This is a genomic window from Micromonospora sp. LOL_024 (assembly GCF_048060415.1).
Lineage (GTDB): Bacteria > Actinomycetota > Actinomycetes > Mycobacteriales > Micromonosporaceae > Micromonospora.
The window spans coordinates 83,843-98,692 of record NZ_JBHMIS010000020.1 but is presented as its reverse complement, the minus strand read 5'-3'; the positions used below and the strand labels follow the sequence as shown (position 1 = coordinate 98,692).

12 protein-coding genes are annotated in these 14,850 nt (G+C 71.1%); 7 read left to right on the top strand and 5 right to left on the bottom strand.

The annotated features are described in order from the left end of the window. Positions 1–122: 122 nt before the first annotated feature. Entirely contained in the window at positions 123–365 is a 243-nt protein-coding gene (locus ACFHWY_RS19835; RefSeq protein WP_416581708.1) for a hypothetical protein, read from the bottom strand. Between the two features lie 200 nt (positions 366–565). Here ACFHWY_RS19835 and ACFHWY_RS19830 point away from each other — a divergent pair, with 200 nt between their 5' ends. Beyond that, entirely contained in the window at positions 566–874 is a 309-nt protein-coding gene (locus ACFHWY_RS19830; RefSeq protein WP_416581707.1) for a hypothetical protein, read from the top strand. Between the two features lie 100 nt (positions 875–974). Here the strand turns inward: ACFHWY_RS19830 and ACFHWY_RS19825 are convergent, their stop codons facing one another. Next, positions 975–2,687, bottom strand: a complete 1,713-nt coding sequence (locus ACFHWY_RS19825) for a DEAD/DEAH box helicase (RefSeq protein ID WP_416581706.1) — start codon at positions 2,685–2,687, stop codon at positions 975–977. A 469-nt stretch (positions 2,688–3,156) separates the two neighbouring features. On the opposite strand from ACFHWY_RS19825, the gene ACFHWY_RS19820 reads away from it, so the two are divergent. Both ACFHWY_RS19820 and ACFHWY_RS19815 read left to right on the top strand, forming a co-directional pair. Next, the gene (locus ACFHWY_RS19820) at positions 3,157–4,113 is read left to right on the top strand and encodes a DUF5715 family protein (protein ID WP_416581705.1); all 957 of its coding nucleotides are present in this window, start codon (positions 3,157–3,159) and stop codon (positions 4,111–4,113) included. Positions 4,114–4,116: 3 nt separating this feature from the next. Then, positions 4,117–5,727: an asparagine synthetase B family protein gene (locus ACFHWY_RS19815; protein ID WP_416581704.1), complete on the top strand. Its 1,611-nt coding sequence runs from the start codon at positions 4,117–4,119 to the stop codon at positions 5,725–5,727. 68 nt (positions 5,728–5,795) lie between these two features. Here the strand turns inward: ACFHWY_RS19815 and ACFHWY_RS19810 are convergent, their stop codons facing one another. The 3 genes from ACFHWY_RS19810 to ACFHWY_RS19800 all read right to left on the bottom strand — a co-directional run bounded on the left by ACFHWY_RS19810 (position 5,796) and on the right by ACFHWY_RS19800 (position 10,262). Then, positions 5,796–7,253, bottom strand: a complete 1,458-nt coding sequence (locus ACFHWY_RS19810) for an LVIVD repeat-containing protein (RefSeq protein ID WP_416581703.1) — start codon at positions 7,251–7,253, stop codon at positions 5,796–5,798. Positions 7,254–7,550: 297 nt separating this feature from the next. Then, the gene (locus tag ACFHWY_RS19805) at positions 7,551–8,813 is read right to left on the bottom strand and encodes a nucleotide sugar dehydrogenase (protein ID WP_416581702.1); all 1,263 of its coding nucleotides are present in this window, start codon (positions 8,811–8,813) and stop codon (positions 7,551–7,553) included. A 105-nt stretch (positions 8,814–8,918) separates the two neighbouring features. After that, positions 8,919–10,262, bottom strand: a complete 1,344-nt coding sequence (locus tag ACFHWY_RS19800) for a protein kinase domain-containing protein (protein ID WP_416581701.1) — start codon at positions 10,260–10,262, stop codon at positions 8,919–8,921. Positions 10,263–10,748: 486 nt separating this feature from the next. Here ACFHWY_RS19800 and ACFHWY_RS19795 point away from each other — a divergent pair, with 486 nt between their 5' ends. The 4 genes from ACFHWY_RS19795 (at position 10,749) to egtB (ending at position 14,833) form a co-directional block, all read left to right on the top strand. Next, positions 10,749–11,387 carry an RNA polymerase sigma factor gene (locus ACFHWY_RS19795; RefSeq protein WP_416581700.1) on the top strand — a complete coding sequence of 213 codons (639 nt, stop codon included), beginning with the start codon at positions 10,749–10,751 and terminating at the stop codon, positions 11,385–11,387. 1 nt (position 11,388) lies between these two features. Then, positions 11,389–12,144, top strand: a complete 756-nt coding sequence (locus ACFHWY_RS19790) for a hypothetical protein (RefSeq protein WP_416581699.1) — start codon at positions 11,389–11,391, stop codon at positions 12,142–12,144. Positions 12,145–12,266: 122 nt separating this feature from the next. Continuing rightward, positions 12,267–13,502 (top strand): ergothioneine biosynthesis glutamate--cysteine ligase EgtA, encoded by a 1,236-nt coding sequence (gene egtA / locus ACFHWY_RS19785; RefSeq protein WP_416581698.1) that lies wholly within the window; start codon positions 12,267–12,269, stop codon positions 13,500–13,502. Next, positions 13,499–14,833 carry an ergothioneine biosynthesis protein EgtB gene (gene egtB / locus ACFHWY_RS19780; RefSeq protein ID WP_416581697.1) on the top strand — a complete coding sequence of 445 codons (1,335 nt, stop codon included), beginning with the start codon at positions 13,499–13,501 and terminating at the stop codon, positions 14,831–14,833. The genes egtA and egtB overlap by 4 nt, the downstream gene beginning before the upstream one ends. Positions 14,834–14,850: the final 17 nt, after the last annotated feature.

The window sequence follows — 14,850 nt, the reverse complement described above, 5'->3', positions numbered from 1 at the left end:
ACATCACCGAAGCCACCCGATGGGCCAACCGCGACATGAACAGGCCATTCACCATCCTCGGCCTTGCCGGATGATGTTGAAACGGCCGTGCACCGCTAACTGATCGAATGCATTGGCCCAGCCTATGAATCCTGCTGCACTACACCTCGCAGCTGTGGGTGTGCTCGGCGGCCGTCATGCGCCGTCATGCTCTGGGTACCCACGAAGGCTTTGACCACGCGGGGCCGTCCAAGCCTGATCCGGTCGAGGGCCTTGATCCTGGCCTTCTTGCTCCGGTCGCGCCACGTGTAGCCGTCGGTGTCGAAGACGAGCGGCTGCAGGTAGTCGACGGGGTCGATGACCCACCGCACATGGCCGGTCGGCATCCGGTACGCCCATCAGGTTGATCTGCTCGAGGTAGCCGGCGTACACGGCCAGGGAGCAGCCCTCCCGTGTCCGGCTTCCGGAGGTGAGGTGGTTCGGCACGTAGATGCGGGGGTGGGCAACCGACTGGTGGTGAATAAGATCACGCAGGTCGTTGTTGATGTAGTTCGCCGTCGACGCGGTCGCCAGGTGCGGCGTGTTCATGATGAACGAGTTCTACGAGCAGAACACCGGGTTCTCGACCAAGCTCTACTCGATCCTGGAAACGCAGATCGGTGCGCTCGTCGACAACCCGGCGGCGGCACAGGATCTCTCGGCGAACGCCGGCGGCAAGACCTCACCCGAGAGCTTCGAGAAGTACCTCACCAACCCGGCGATCACCTACACCACCGAGCCGCACGGACTCCAGGACATCGCAGGCTTCATGAAGGAGATCGGAATGATCTCGAAGACGCCGGACAGTTGGAAGGATCTCACCTTCCCCACCGTCCACGAGCGTGCCGGTAGCTGACGTCACAACCCGCACCTCCCGACATCCCGCGCGGTGACCTCGCCGTCGGCGGTCGCGTCCGGCGACCGCCGACGGCTTGTCATCTGGGGGGCGGACCCCGTCAGTGGCGTTCGTCGCGGTCACGCCGGACGGTGGCCTTGCGTCCCTTGATGGTGCTGCCGCGCAGCCCGGCAATGATTTCGTCGGCGACCGAGTTCGGCACCTCGACCAGGGAGAAGCGGTCGGCGATCTCGATCGAGCCGATGTCCCGGCCGCGGATGCCGGTCTCGCCGGTGATCGCGCCCACCAGGTCCTGTGGGCGTACCCCGGCGCGCCGGCCCAGACCGATGAAGACCTGGGTGGTGCCGCTGGCGCGGGGACGCGCCGGTCGGCGTTCGCCCCGTCCCTCGTAACCCGGTCGGCTGTCCCGAGTCTCCCGGCCCTCGCGGGGCGCGCGGACCGCGACCTGCGGGATCTCCTCCTCGGCCTCGTCGGAGCCGGGCAGGGTCGCCTCGTGGGACAGCTTCACCGCGGCGAGCGCCACCTCCATCAGGTCGAACTCGTCGCTGAGGGTCTCGACGATGACCCGGAACGGGTCCAGGTCGTCCTCCAGCAGGCTCTCCCGCAGCGCGGCCTGGGTCAGCTCCAGTCGGCGGGTACGCAGGTCGGCGACGGTGGGGATCTTGTCGATCGTGATCCGCTGTCCGGTGACTCGCTCGATGGTCTTGAGCATCCGGTGCTCCCGCGGCTCGGCCAGGGTGATCGCCACCCCTTCCCGCCCGGCCCGGCCCACCCGGCCGATGCGGTGCACGTACGACTCCGGAGCCGAGGGCACGTCGTAGTTGACCACGTGGCTGAGTTGCTCGACGTCCAGCCCACGGGCGGCGACATCGGTGGCGACCAGCAAGTCGGCAGTGCCCGCCCGGAGCCGTCCCATCACCCGGTCACGCTGTTCCTGGCTCATTCCGCCGTGCAGCGCCTCAGCCCGGTACCCTCGACCGTTCATCGTCTCGGTGAGCCGGTCGACCTCCTCCCGGCTGCGGCAGAACACGATCGCCGCGGCCGGCGACTCGACGTCGAGCACCCGGCCCAGCGCCGCCGGCTTGTGTGCCCGGGCCACCAGGTAGGCGCTCTGACGCACCCGGGGCGCCTCCCCGGCCACCGCCTGCTCGCGGGCGATGAGGATACGCAGTGGATCGCTCAGGTGAGCGCGGGCCATGCCATCGATCCGTGCCGGCATGGTCGCGGAGAAGAGCACCGTCTGGCGCTGCTCCGGGGCGTGCTCCAGGATCGCCTCGATGTCCTCGGCGAAGCCCATGTCGAGCATCTCGTCCGCCTCGTCGAGCACCACCGCGGCGACGTTGCCCAGCCGCAGCGTTCCCCGGGCGATGTGGTCCAGTGCCCGCCCGGGGGTGGCCACCACGACGTCGACCCCGATGTCCAACGCCCGCAGCTGCCGGCCGATCGGCTGTCCCCCGTAGATCGGCAGTACCCGGGCGCCGAGATCCTTGCCGTAGCGGTGGAACGCCTCCGACACCTGCACCGCGAGTTCACGAGTCGGCACCAGCACCAGGGCCAGCGGGTCGCCCTTGCGTTCGTCCGGCATCCGTTGCAGCAGGGGCAGTGCGAACGCCGCCGTCTTGCCGGTGCCCGTCGCCGCCTGTCCGAGCAGGTCCCGGCCGGCCAGCAGCGGAGGGATCGCCTCGCGCTGGATCGGCGTGGGCTCCTCGTAGCCGAGCGCGGCGAGTGCGGCGAGCAGTTCGGGCCGCAGGCCGAGATCCGCGAAGGCGGGGTGGTCGGTGGACGGGCCAGGCGATACGGGCGTGGAACTCATGGGACAAGCTTTTCATTACGCCCTATCGCCCGCTGCGCCGACCACCGGAACCTGCCCGGCGCTACCGCCGACCGGCCCGGCGAGTCATGTGCCGAACGGTACATTCAGGTGGCGGCGGCGGCCGCAGGATGCCGGTGGTGGCCATCGCAGAGCCCGCCACCGCCCCGCAGGAGGCGCTCCTGCGGTGGGCGACCGGGTCCGCCGTCGGGCAGCCGGTGCACCCCGGACCGCTCGGAACCGCTCGTCCAGTACGTCCCACTGGGTCCGGTACCCGCTCCACGGTCGACATCGGCGTCACAGTTCGCCGCAGCGGCGCTCGGCCCGGTGATCGAGGGTGCTGCGCGGCAGAAGCATCTCCACCGCTTTTGCCACGCCTTAGAGGGATATAGGAGCTCTGCTCGTACTCATTCCGATTCATCTGATTACTGTCTGCAACAGGTGGTCGTCGCGCCGGCAGAGAGGACCGACCATGCGAGTGCCCAGCCGAAGCCCGGGACACCAGTCCGGTCCTATCGTCACGCCGGCGCGTCGTCGTCCGCGAGGCAGTGTGCGCCCGCTCACCACTGCCCCGCCCGACCTGGCGGCCTACCGCGATGCCGTCGCCGAACTGCTGGTCGAGGTGGGTGCGCTCGCCCAGGCGAGCAGCACGACCGCCCGTCAGGTGCTGATCGACCAGCGGCTGCGGGAGCCGGCCATCGCGAAGGTCCTCGAAGCGACCTCGCAGGGCCTGATCGGCGCCCGGGAAACCCTGCTGCTGGAGATGGCGCGGTACCAGCCGAACGCGCGTAGCTCCGCCGGGGACCTCGTCGCCCTCGTCCGCATCTACCTACTGTCCCGGATCGACGTGATGTGGTGGCGCGACGCGTCGACCTTCCTCACCGACACCGAGGTGCACCACAGCACCGAGCTGGTGGACCTGGAGTGGCTGCGACGCCGGGACCTGCTGTGGTTCCGTTACGCCGAGCAGCCCCGCACGGTCGTCGGCCGGGGGGTGCGCGCCCTGCGCCGCCGATTGCAGCCCGAGGCCACGCCGCGTACCGCCGGGTTGTTGTTCCGCCGGGCCCGCCGCGAGGTGGTCGCCCTGCTCAACGACATCGGCCGCGAGTTCGCCGCCGCCACCCCGGCGGGCACCCCGCCGCTGTGGGTCACCAGCCTGGTCCGCAGCGCCGAGCACCAGTACCGGTTGCGGCGCCTCGGGTATGCGGCGATGGTGCCCAGCGGGCACTGCCTGGGCTGGGCCGCGGACGTGGAAATGGAGTGGTTCGGCCACTTCGGCGTGCGGGAAACCCTGGCCGGACTGCTGCTGAACCGGCAGCGGGCCGAAGAGATCAACGTGGTTGACGAGGGGCAGGCGTGGCACATCTGCCTCGCCCCATCCGCCACTCAGCGGCTGCGGCGGGCCTACGAGGCCGAGATGGGGATCTGAGCGATGTGCGGCATCGTGCTCACCCTCGGCCCGGAGGCCGACCCGGCGGTCTTCCGGCGGATGCTCGGTACGCTCTCCCCGCGCGGTGCGGTCACCGAGACCCGGTACGAGAACGGCCTTCTCGCCGGGGTCAGGCGGTTGCCGGTGGTGGACCGGGAGCGTGCCGTGCAGCCGTGGGTCTCCACCGGCGGGCGCTGGCTGCTCTGCTACAACGGCGAGGTCTTCAACCACCACGAGCTGCGCGCCCAGCTGACCGACCTCGGGTACGAGTTCCGCAGCACCAGCGACACCGAGGTGGTGCTCGCCGCGTTCGAGCAGTGGGGCGACCAGGTGGTGACCCGGCTCCGCGGCGAGTACGCCCTCGCCGTCGTGGATCAGGCCACCGGCCGCGCCTACCTGGCCCGGGATCCGCTCGGGGTGAAGCCGCTCTACTGGTCGCGGACCTCGGGATGCCTGCACGTGGCGAGCGAGGTGAAGGCGTTGGTCCTGGTGGGCGCGCCGGTGATCGAGGTGCCGCCGGGGCATCACGGCTGGGTCGACGCCGACCGGCAGGTCCGGCTGCGCCCGTACGTGGACCTGCTCGCGCTCGGCGCGGACCGGCCGGTGGTGGACGACCCGGACGAGGCCGCCCTGCTCGTCCGTGCCGCCCTCACCGACAGCATCCGGGTGCGACTGGACACCGACCTCACGGTGGGTGTGGTGCTCTCCGGAGGTCTGGACAGCTCGCTGGCGTTGCTACACGCGGCACAACTGCACCCGGACTGCGTCGCGGTGACCGTCGGTGCGCCGGGCAGCCCCGACCTGGCGTACGCCCGGCGGTTGGCGAAGGATCTCGGGGTGCCGCACGAGGTGATCGAGCTGCGCCCGCGCGACATCCGGCTGGCCGACATCCGGGAGGCGATCCGCCTCTCCGAGCTGACCGAGTACGGCGACATCATCAACGCGGTCGTCTCTGTGCCGATCTTCCGCCGCCTGCGGGACCTGGGCGTGCGGGTGGTGCTCACCGGCGACGGTTCCGACGAGTTGTTCGGTGGCTACCCGATGTACCACGAGGTCGGGCCGGAGGCGTCGCGGCGGCTCTTCCTGCACAAGATCCGAAACCTGTGTCGTACGGAGCTGCAGCGGGTCGACCGGACCAGCATGGGTTTCGGCGTGGAGGCCCGGGTGCCCTTCCTGGACCTGGCCCTGGTCGAGCTGGCGATGCGGCTGCCGGTGGAGCTGAAGTCGCGTGACGGTCAGGACAAGTGGATCGTCCGCCGGGCCTTCGCCGACCTGCTGCCCGACTACATCCGGCGCCGGCCGAAGAACCCGATGTCGTACTCGTCGGGGCTGCACGAGCGGGCCCGGTTGTACAAGCCGCTCTTCGCCCGGTTGCACCGTTCGTTCGGCTATCACCTGCTGGAGTCGGTCCGCCGCGACTTCGACAGCGTGCTGACGCGCTGCGGCAACGACCTGGACGCCGCGCTCGCCGCCGGCCGGGCTCGGCCCGACTACACCGTGCTGGAACACGCCCGCGATCTGGCCGGCGCGGCCAGGTGGAACGCCACCCCGATGGTGCGCCGCCTGGTCTCGCCGCGTCGCAACCGGGGTGACGAGGCGCCGCTGCCCGGCTGAGTCGTTGCTACGCGACCGGGCCCGGCCCTCCCGGCGTGCGGGAGGGCCGGGCCCGTTGGCGTGCTGGTCTACCAGCTCAGGTAGCTGGGCTGGGTCTGGACGTTCAGCTCGCGGTAGTGGACCAGTTTGGCCGTCCACGTCCGCCAGTCGTTGAGTTCGAGCACGTCCAGCCCCTTCTGGATGTCCGAGGAGTAGATGTGCCCGTTGTAGTAGTAGGCCGACCAGGAGCCGCCCACGATCAGCTGTGTGTCCGACAGCGGACCGCGCTCCCAGTAGCCGATCTCCTTTGGCTTGCGGGAGTCGGTGAAGTCCCACACGGACACGCCGCCCTGGTACCACGCCTGGACCATGATGTCCTTGCCGAGCACCGGGATGAGCGAGCCGTTGTGCGCCACGCAGTTCTCGGTGGCAGCGTTGGTCCGCGGGATCTTGTAGTAGCTGCGGAACTCCAGCTTGCGTTTGTGTCCCTTGCCGGTGAGGTCGTAGATGGCGTTGGCGCCCCGGTCCGGGCCCACGGTCTCGTTGCAGGTGGCGCCACCGCCGCCGCCCAGCTCGTCGGTGAAGATGACCTTGGTGCCGCGGTTGTTGAAGGTGGCAGAGTGCCAGAACGCGAAGTTGGTCGTGTCCCGCACCGTGTGCAGCACCCTCGGTGCCTCCCGCCTGCTGATGTCCAGCAGCACCCCGTCGCCCATGCAGGCGCCGGCCGCGAGATCCTTGGCCGGGTAGGCGGTGATGTCGTGGCAGCCGGTGGTCGCCGAGCCGCCGGTGCGACCCTCGTAGCCACCGTCGGGGAAGAGGTTCGGCGTGGCCACGACCGCCGCGTCGGTCGGCTTCTTCAGCGGCACCTTGACGATGCTGATCGAGTCGTGCGGTGGCTGGCAGTCCGGGAAGTTGGCGTTCGGGCTGTACGAGGAGACGTAGAGGTAGACCGACTTCTTGTCCTTGGCCGGCACCAGGGTGTGGGTGTGCGAGCCGCACGCCGTCTCGACCGCCTTGATGTACCGGGGGCTGGTCTTGTCCCTGATGTCGAAGATCTTGATGCCCTCCCACGACTCCTTGATCGTGGTGGACTGGGAGGTGCTGCTGCACGAGTCGTCGTTGCGGGACGAGTCCGTCGACAGGAAGAGCAGGTCACCGTGGACGGAGATGTCGTTCTGCGCGCCCGGGCAGAGCACCTGCGACACGATCTTCGGCCTGCTCGGCTTGGCGATGTCGTAGATGACGAAGCCGTCGTAGTTCCCGACGAAGGCGTACCTGCCCTGGAAGGCGATGTCGGTGCCGAGCGCCGCGGTGGAGTCGAACGGCGCCTGCTTCGGCAGGTTGGCGATCAGTTTGAGGTTGTGGCTGCTGTCGATCTCGTCGACACCGAGTGGTGCCTCGACGGCCACGGTGGACTCGGTGCCCAACTGCGGGACCGTCTGTGCGTTGCCGGGTGGGGCAACCGCGACACTCGTGAGGAGGAGCCCGGTGGCGGCCACACTGACGATGCGCAGTTGCCGCCCCCGTGGCAGGGTCAATCCGACCATCGGCGATGCCCTTCGAAAGGGGGATGACGATGGCCGTACCCTACTCCGAGAAGAGATTCATCGATGTGATTTGGCTCACATCTGGTCCTGGTTGTCGATGGATGCGATCGCGGCGACCTCGACCCGGAGACGGGCCGCATGACCATGTGACAGGACGATCGCAGGCTGGCGTCACAACGGTCTGCCCGTGCCTCGCCCAGGCGACCGGCACCGCGGAGATGTTCCGCGCAGGTCGGGGCGGTGCTCGGCGCCGCTCCGGTACCGCGGTGACGGCCAGAACGATGGTGTCGCTGGCGGCTACAGGCGTTCGACGGTGGGGCCGGCGCAGCGGTTGCGGCTGTCGAAAACGTAACGGGCGTGCCGGGCGACCAGGTCATAGTCGAACACGTCGTGGTCGGTGACCACCACCACGCCATCGGCCGCGCCGACCTCGCGTTCGGTCAGGTCCACCATCTGCACCCCGGCGGGAAGATGGTGAGCCTCGGCGTACGGCTCGACCGCGCGGACCTCGGCGCCGAACTCCCGCAGCCGGCGGGCCACGTCGACGGCCGGTGAGTCGCGCATGTCCCCGGTGTTGCGTTTGTACGCCAGCCCGAGCAACAGCAGTCGGGAACCGTTGACCGACCGGCCCGACCGGTTGAGCCCCGCCATCACCCGCTGCGCCACATGCTCGGGCATCTCGTGGTTGACGTCGCTGGCCAACTCGATGAACCGGAACTGCCGGCCGAGTCGGCGCTTCACCTGCCAGGACAGGTAGCAGGGGTCGATCGGCAGGCAGTGCCCACCGACGCCGGGACCGGGCCGGAACGGCATGAAGCCGAACGGCTTGGTCGCCGCAGCGTCGATCGCCTGCCAGACGTCGATGTCCAACTGGTGCGAGAGCATGGCCAACTCGTTGACCAGCGCGATGTTGACCTGACGGAAGGTGTTCTCGATCAGCTTCGTCAGCTCGGCGACCCGGGTCGAGCCCACCGGCACCGTACGCTCCACCAGCTGTCGGTAGAAGGCGTCGATCCGGGCCAGCGAGGCGTCGTCCACGCCCGAGACCACCTTCGGGGTGTTCGTCAGCTGCCACGTCTGGTTGCCCGGGTCGATCCGTTCCGGGCTGTAGCCGAGGTGGAAGTCACCAGGACTGCGCAGGCCGCTGGCCGACTCCAGCAGCGGTCGCAGCAGCTCCTCGGTGGTGCCCGGGTAGGTGGTCGACTCGAGGATCACCGTGCAGCCCGGCCGCAGGTGCGGCCCGATCTCCGTGCCGGCCTGCTTCACGAAGCTCAGGTCGGGCGTACCGTCGCGCAGCGGCGTGGGCACGGTGATCACGCAGGTGTCGAAGTCCTTGGCGTCGGCGTACTCGGCGCTCGGGTGGTACCGGCCGCTGGCCAACGCCCGGCCGAGGCGATCGGCGGGGATGTCCGCCACATACGGCTCGCCCGCGGTGAGGCGCTTGACCCGGTCGGTGTCGACGTCCAGACCGACCACGTCGAGCCCGGCTTCGACGGCCCGGATGGCCAGCGGCAGGCCGACGTAGCCCTGCCCGATGACGACCAACTTCTCCACGCCCACCCAAGCTCCCGACAGTAGAAGACAACTGGTGGTGAGGAGCCTAAAGCGCGGTGTTGTGCCGTACGTCCGTTTCGGGGAATCCGAGGAGATTGGGACGGGTGTTGCTCAGCTGCCGCCGTCGGTGATCTCGGTCGGCCCGGTCGTCGGCGCGCCGGTGGTCGGCGTCGGAGCGGGCGACGTGGGCTCCGGATTGGCGGTCGTCGGGTCGGGGCTCGGTGTGGTCGGCTCCGGTGACTCGGGTGCGCTCGGCTCGCTGGGCTGCGGTGTGGTCGGCTCCGGCGAGGTGGGCTCGCCAGGACGTGAGGTGGCGTTGGTGGGCCGTAGCGGCGGCACCGGGGCAGGGCTGCTCGTCTCCTGGCTCGGCGACTGTTCCTTGACGACGACCTCGGCCGTCGGTGCGGGGGTCGGTAGTTTGACCGCCGGAGTGTCGGCCTCCTGGGTGGCGCCGAGGGCGGCACCGAGCGCGGTCAGGCCGACAAGCACGGCGGTGAGCGCGCCCACGAGCGTGCCGCGCCGCCGGCCGCCGGGCGGGGCGGCCAGCACCGGCAGGTCGCTGCGGGTGTCCGGCCCGGCGTCCCGCAGCGCGGCGGCGGCCGGGGCCATCGTGGTGGGCAGGGAACTGTCCGAAACGGCGGCGCGTGCGGCCTCGGCCATCGCCGCTCCGCTGCCGAACCGGTCTGCCGGATCCTTCGCCAGCGCACGACCGATCAGCAACCGCACCGCTTCCGGGACGTCGGGCGGCAGCTCCGGTGGCGGGTCGTCGAGGTGCCTCACAGCGACCTGGAGCGGGTTGTCGCCGGTGAACGGCGGACTGCCGGTCAGACAGCAGTAGCCGACCGCGCCGAGCGCGTACAGGTCGGTCGCACCGGAGACCGGACGTCCGGCGGCCTGCTCGGGGGCCATGTAGAGCGCGGTGCCGGGCACCGCGTTCGTGCTGGTGATACTCGTCACATTCGTCGAGCGGGCCACGCCGAAGTCGACCAGGACGACCGTGCCGTCCTCCTGCACGAGCAGATTGCTCGGCTTCACGTCGCGGTGCACGATCCCGCCGAGGTGCGCGGCGTGCAGCGCCTGCGCCGCCTGCGCCACGACCGACATCGCCACGCCCACGTGCAGGCGCCCATCGGCCTCTATGAGTCGGGACAGCGGCTCGCCGGTGACGAACTCCATGACCAGGTAGTCGGCCCGGCCGCCGCCGGGCAGGTCGTCCTCGCCGCAGTCGAACACCTGCACGATGCCCGGATGGCGCAACGCCGCCATGATTCGCGCCTCGGCGCGGAACCGGGCGATGAAGTCGGGGTCGGAGACCAGCGAAGGCAGCAGCACCTTGACCGCGACCTGGCGGCCGAGGATCAGGTCGGTCGCTCGCCAGACGTCGCCCATGCCGCCGGTGGCGACACGCTCGTCCAAGCGGTATCGACCGCTGAGTACGACCTCCGATGACAGCACGGCACCACCGTACCTACAGCGGGCGTCAAAGAGCGCGCCGGCAGGTCGGCCGTGGCCGCCCGCCCCCACGTGGCCCCGATGCCTGACCGTGCTCTGACGGATGCGGGGGGTCACCGCATCGCCGTAGGCGGGCTGTCCCGACCGTTGTCCGGGACGACCGTAGCGTCGCAGGTCCTCGTCCTGTTACGGCGAACCGCGCTCGAGACGGTAGACAATTATCACTGCGAGTGTGGTCTCCTGGGCTTGTTCGACCCGTTCGGTGCTCCTAACGTGAGCCGGGCCCGGTCGAGCCGGGGACGCCCGCCCGCGCGGTTGTGGTCCTCGGCGTCGTCAATCGGTCCCGGGCCGTGGCGGTCCGGGAACGAACAAGGCGACGGGGGGCGGGGTGCGGGAGGAGGTCCGGATCGAGGACCGCGCCGTCACCCAGGTCCGCGAGCACCGGCGGACGATGCGCGAGGGTCCGGCCGACTGCGAAGCGGCGCGGCCATGACCGGCGGGTTGAGCGAGGTGGTCGCTGCGGCCCAGGCCGGTGACGAGGACGCCTTCCGCTCGTTGTACCGAGACCTCCAGCCCGGCCTGCTGCGCTACCTGACTGCCCTGGTGGGATCGGACGCCGAGGACGTCGCCTCGGAAACGTGGTTACAGGTCGCCCGCGACCTGCCCTCGTTCACCGGCGGGGAGTTCCGGGCCTGGACCGTCACCATCGCCCGCAACCGGGCCATGGACCATCTGCGTCGACAACGGCGTCGTCCGGCCCTGTCAGTGCCGGTGCAGGAACTCAGCGAGTTGGCCGGAGACGCGGACACCGCGCAACGGGCCGGTGAGAGCATCGGCACCGAGGCAGCGCTGGCGATGATCGCCAGCCTGCCGCCCCGGGAAGCCGAAGCGGTTCTCTTGCGTGCCGTTGTCGGGCTCGACGCGGCGACCGCCGGGCGGGTGCTCGGCCGCCGGGCCGGTGCGGTGCGTACCGCCGCCCACCGGGGGCTGCGTCGGTTGGCCGCGCTGCTGGACCAGCAGGACGGGTCCGCCGCGCCGGTCGGCGCGGATGCGCTTCGGCCGGCCGTGGCCCGGACGAGCCCACCCGCCGGCCGCCGGCCGCCGCAGACCGAACCGGTGGACGGCTGACGTGCGGGGGCTGCGCCTGATGCTGCGCCGGTCGGTTCGGACCGAACACGACCGGCTGCTGGACTTCGACCACCACCCCGGGGCACGACAGTCGCCTCCTGGTGCGCCGGTCCCGCTCGCCAGCCTGCTGCGGGCGGCTGCCGCCCCGCCCCGCGAGCGGGAACTCGCCGGTGAGGAGGCGGCACTCGCCGCATTCCGTGCGGCCCGCCGTGACAGCCCGGTCGGCTCGTCAGGGGCCCGCTCGGTACGGCGCCGGTTCACGGCTGGTGCCACGGCGTGGATCGCCGGGCTGGTGGCCACCGTCACCGCGGGTGCCGCCCTGGCCGCGTCCGGCCCGGACCGTCCCGAGCCGCCGCCTCCGGCATCCAGCCCGACGGCACCGGCAACCAGCCTGACCGAGCAGACAACCAGCCCGGTCGTGCCGGCGCCCACCCTGGGCGACGGCGGGCACACCGGGGACCGTGCCGGCGCGCCGACCACTCGCCCGAGCGCCGGTCCGACCTACGACGCGCCGGCTCCCGTCACGCCCACGCCCGACGGGTCCGCACAGCCGGACACCGGTGCGTCCGGATTCGTCGGTCCCGGCAACTCGGCCAGCATCACCGACCGGAACGGTCTCTGCCGGGCCTACCTGGCCAAGCCGCAGCGGCAACGGGAGCGGGCCCTGCGGACCCCGGCCTTCGCCGAGTTGGTGGCTGCGGCCGGCGGTGCGGAGCTCGTCGAGGCGTACTGCCGGGATCTGCGGGTCGGATCGTGATTACCGTCTGCCGGATCCCTGGCCCTGATAGAACGGTGAGGGGCGGAGTCGACGCCCGGCGTGAATGTCACCGGCTCGGGTTACGGTGGTCGCCGGATCCGGTGCGCGAAGGGAGCCGTTGCATGGTGATGTCGCCGGAAGTGGGCCGGGTACCGGTGTTGCGGGACCGCGCCGCCGCCGCTCGACACCTGGCCCGCATCTGCTTCAAGACCGGCCCTCCCACCTACACCGGGGTCGAGCTCGAATGGACGGTCCACGAGACCGTCGACCCGAGCCGACCCATCGACGCCGCGCGACTACGCGCCGCCTTGGGGCCCCACAGTCCCACCACGCTGGACCCGACCAGCCCTGCCCGACGCCTCCTGCGGGGCAGCACGACGACCGTCGAGCCCGGCGGGCAACTGGAGATTTCCAGCCCGCCGCGAGCCTCCGTCGCCGCGCTGATCGAGGCCACCCAGGCTGACATGGACCAGGTCTCCCGGCTGCTGGACGCCGCAGGTCTGACCCTCGGCCGCACCGGCATCGACCCGTATCGACGCCCGCGGCCGGTGCTCGACACTCCGCGGTACCGCGCCATGCGCCGCGTCTTCGACCGGGATGGGCCGGCCGGGCGGACGATGATGTACAGCACCGCCGGACTTCAGGTCTGCCTCGACGCCGGGCAGCCCGAGCAGCTCGCGGCCCGGTGGGCGCTCGTGCACGCCGTCGGGCCGCCACTGCTGGCGGCATTCGCCACCGCCGGCCGGAACGCGGGCCGGGACACCGGCTGGGCATCGGCCCGGATGGTGGCGTGGTGGCGCATCGATCCCGCCCGCACCGCCCCCGTCTGGCAGCCGGACCTGGTTGACACGGACCCGGTCGCCGCCTGGACCGCGTACGTGTTGGCCGCCCCGCTGCTCTGCGTCCGCCGCGACGACGGGGAGTGGACCCCGCCGCCCGACGTGACGTTCGCCGACTGGGTCGACGGGGCGTTGCCCCGCCCGCCCGACGTCGACGACCTCGAGTACCACCTCAGCACGCTCTTTCCGCCGGTACGCCCGCGTGGGTACCTCGAACTGCGCTACCTCGACGCGCAGCCCGGGCGGGACTGGATCCAGCCGCTGGCGGTACTCGAGGCGTTGCTCAGCGGTCCCGACACCGTTGCCGCGGCGACTGCGGCGACCGCTTCCGTCGCCGACCGCTGGCAGGCCGCCGCCCGACGCGGCCTGCGCGACCCCACCCTGTCCAGGGCCGCCGTCGACCTGTTCGACCTGGCGCGGACGGCACTGCCCCGGCTGGACCTGCCGCCGGCACTGTACGACGAGATCGACCAGGGGCTACGACGGCGGCGTGACGCCGCGGAGAGGAGTCAGCGGTGACCGGCACCATCACCGACCGGAGTTCCGAGGAGCTGCGTGGCCGGATCGCGGCCGAGCTGGATCGGACCAGGGCGCGCACCGCGGTGTTGACCGACGCGGTGGACGACGACGACCTGGTGCGCCAGCACTCGTCGTTGATGTCGCCTCTGGTCTGGGACCTGGCCCACGTGGGCAACCAGGAGGAGCTCTGGCTGGTTCGCGACGTCGGCGGGCGGGAACCGGTCCGCCGCGACATCGACGACCTGTACGACGCCTTCAAACAGCCGCGCCGGGACCGCCCCGCACTGCCGTTGCTGCCGCCGGATCAGGCGCGGGCGTACGTGGCGACGGTCCGCGAGAAGGTCTACGACCTGCTGGACCGGGTGGCCTTCGACAGCCGACGACTGGTCGCCGACGGTTTCGCCTTCGGCATGATCGTGCAGCACGAGCAGCAGCACGACGAGACCATGCTCGCCACCCATCAGCTGCGCGCCGGCCCCGCGGTGCTGCAGGCGCCGCCGCCGCCCGAGCCGGCCCGTCCGGTGCCCGGTGAGGTACTGGTGCCCGCCGGTCGGTTCGTGATGGGCACCGACACCGATCCGTGGGCATTGGACAACGAGCGCCCGGCCCACCAGGTGGACCTGCCCGCGTATGTCATCGACGCCGCACCGGTGACCAACGGGGCGTACCGCGCGTTCATCGCCGACGGCGGGTACGACGATCCCCGCTGGTGGACCGAGGCGGGCTGGCGGCACCGCCGCCGGGCCGGGCTGAGCGCGCCGATGCACTGGCGGCGCGACGGCGACGGGTGGGCGTACCGACGCTTCGGGCGGTGGGACCAGGTCCGCGACGACGAGCCGGTGGTGCACGTCGGTTACCACGAGGCGCAGGCGTACGCCGCCTGGGCGGGCAAGCGGCTGCCCTCCGAGGCGGAGTGGGAGAAGGCGGCCCGCTGGGACCCGGCGACCGGCCGCTCCCGCCGCTATCCGTGGGGTGACGACGAGCCGACCTCGGCGCACGCCAACCTGGGGCAGCGACACCTGCGGCCGGCGCCGGTCGGCGCCTATCCGGCCGGCGCCTCACCGCTGGGTGTGCACCAGCTCATCGGTGACGTGTGGGAGTGGACGTCGACACCGTTCAGGGGCCACCCGGGCTTCGCGGCCTTCCCCTACCGGGAGTACTCCGAGGTCTTCTTCGGCGACGACCACCAGGTCCTGCGCGGCGGCTCGTTCGGCACCGACCGGGCCGCCTGCCGGGGCACGTTCCGCAACTGGGACTACCCCATCCGGCGGCAGATCTTCAGCGGTTTCCGGTGCGCCCGCGACGCCGACCCGGACCAGGCCCACCGGTGACGGCCGCGGACCAGGTC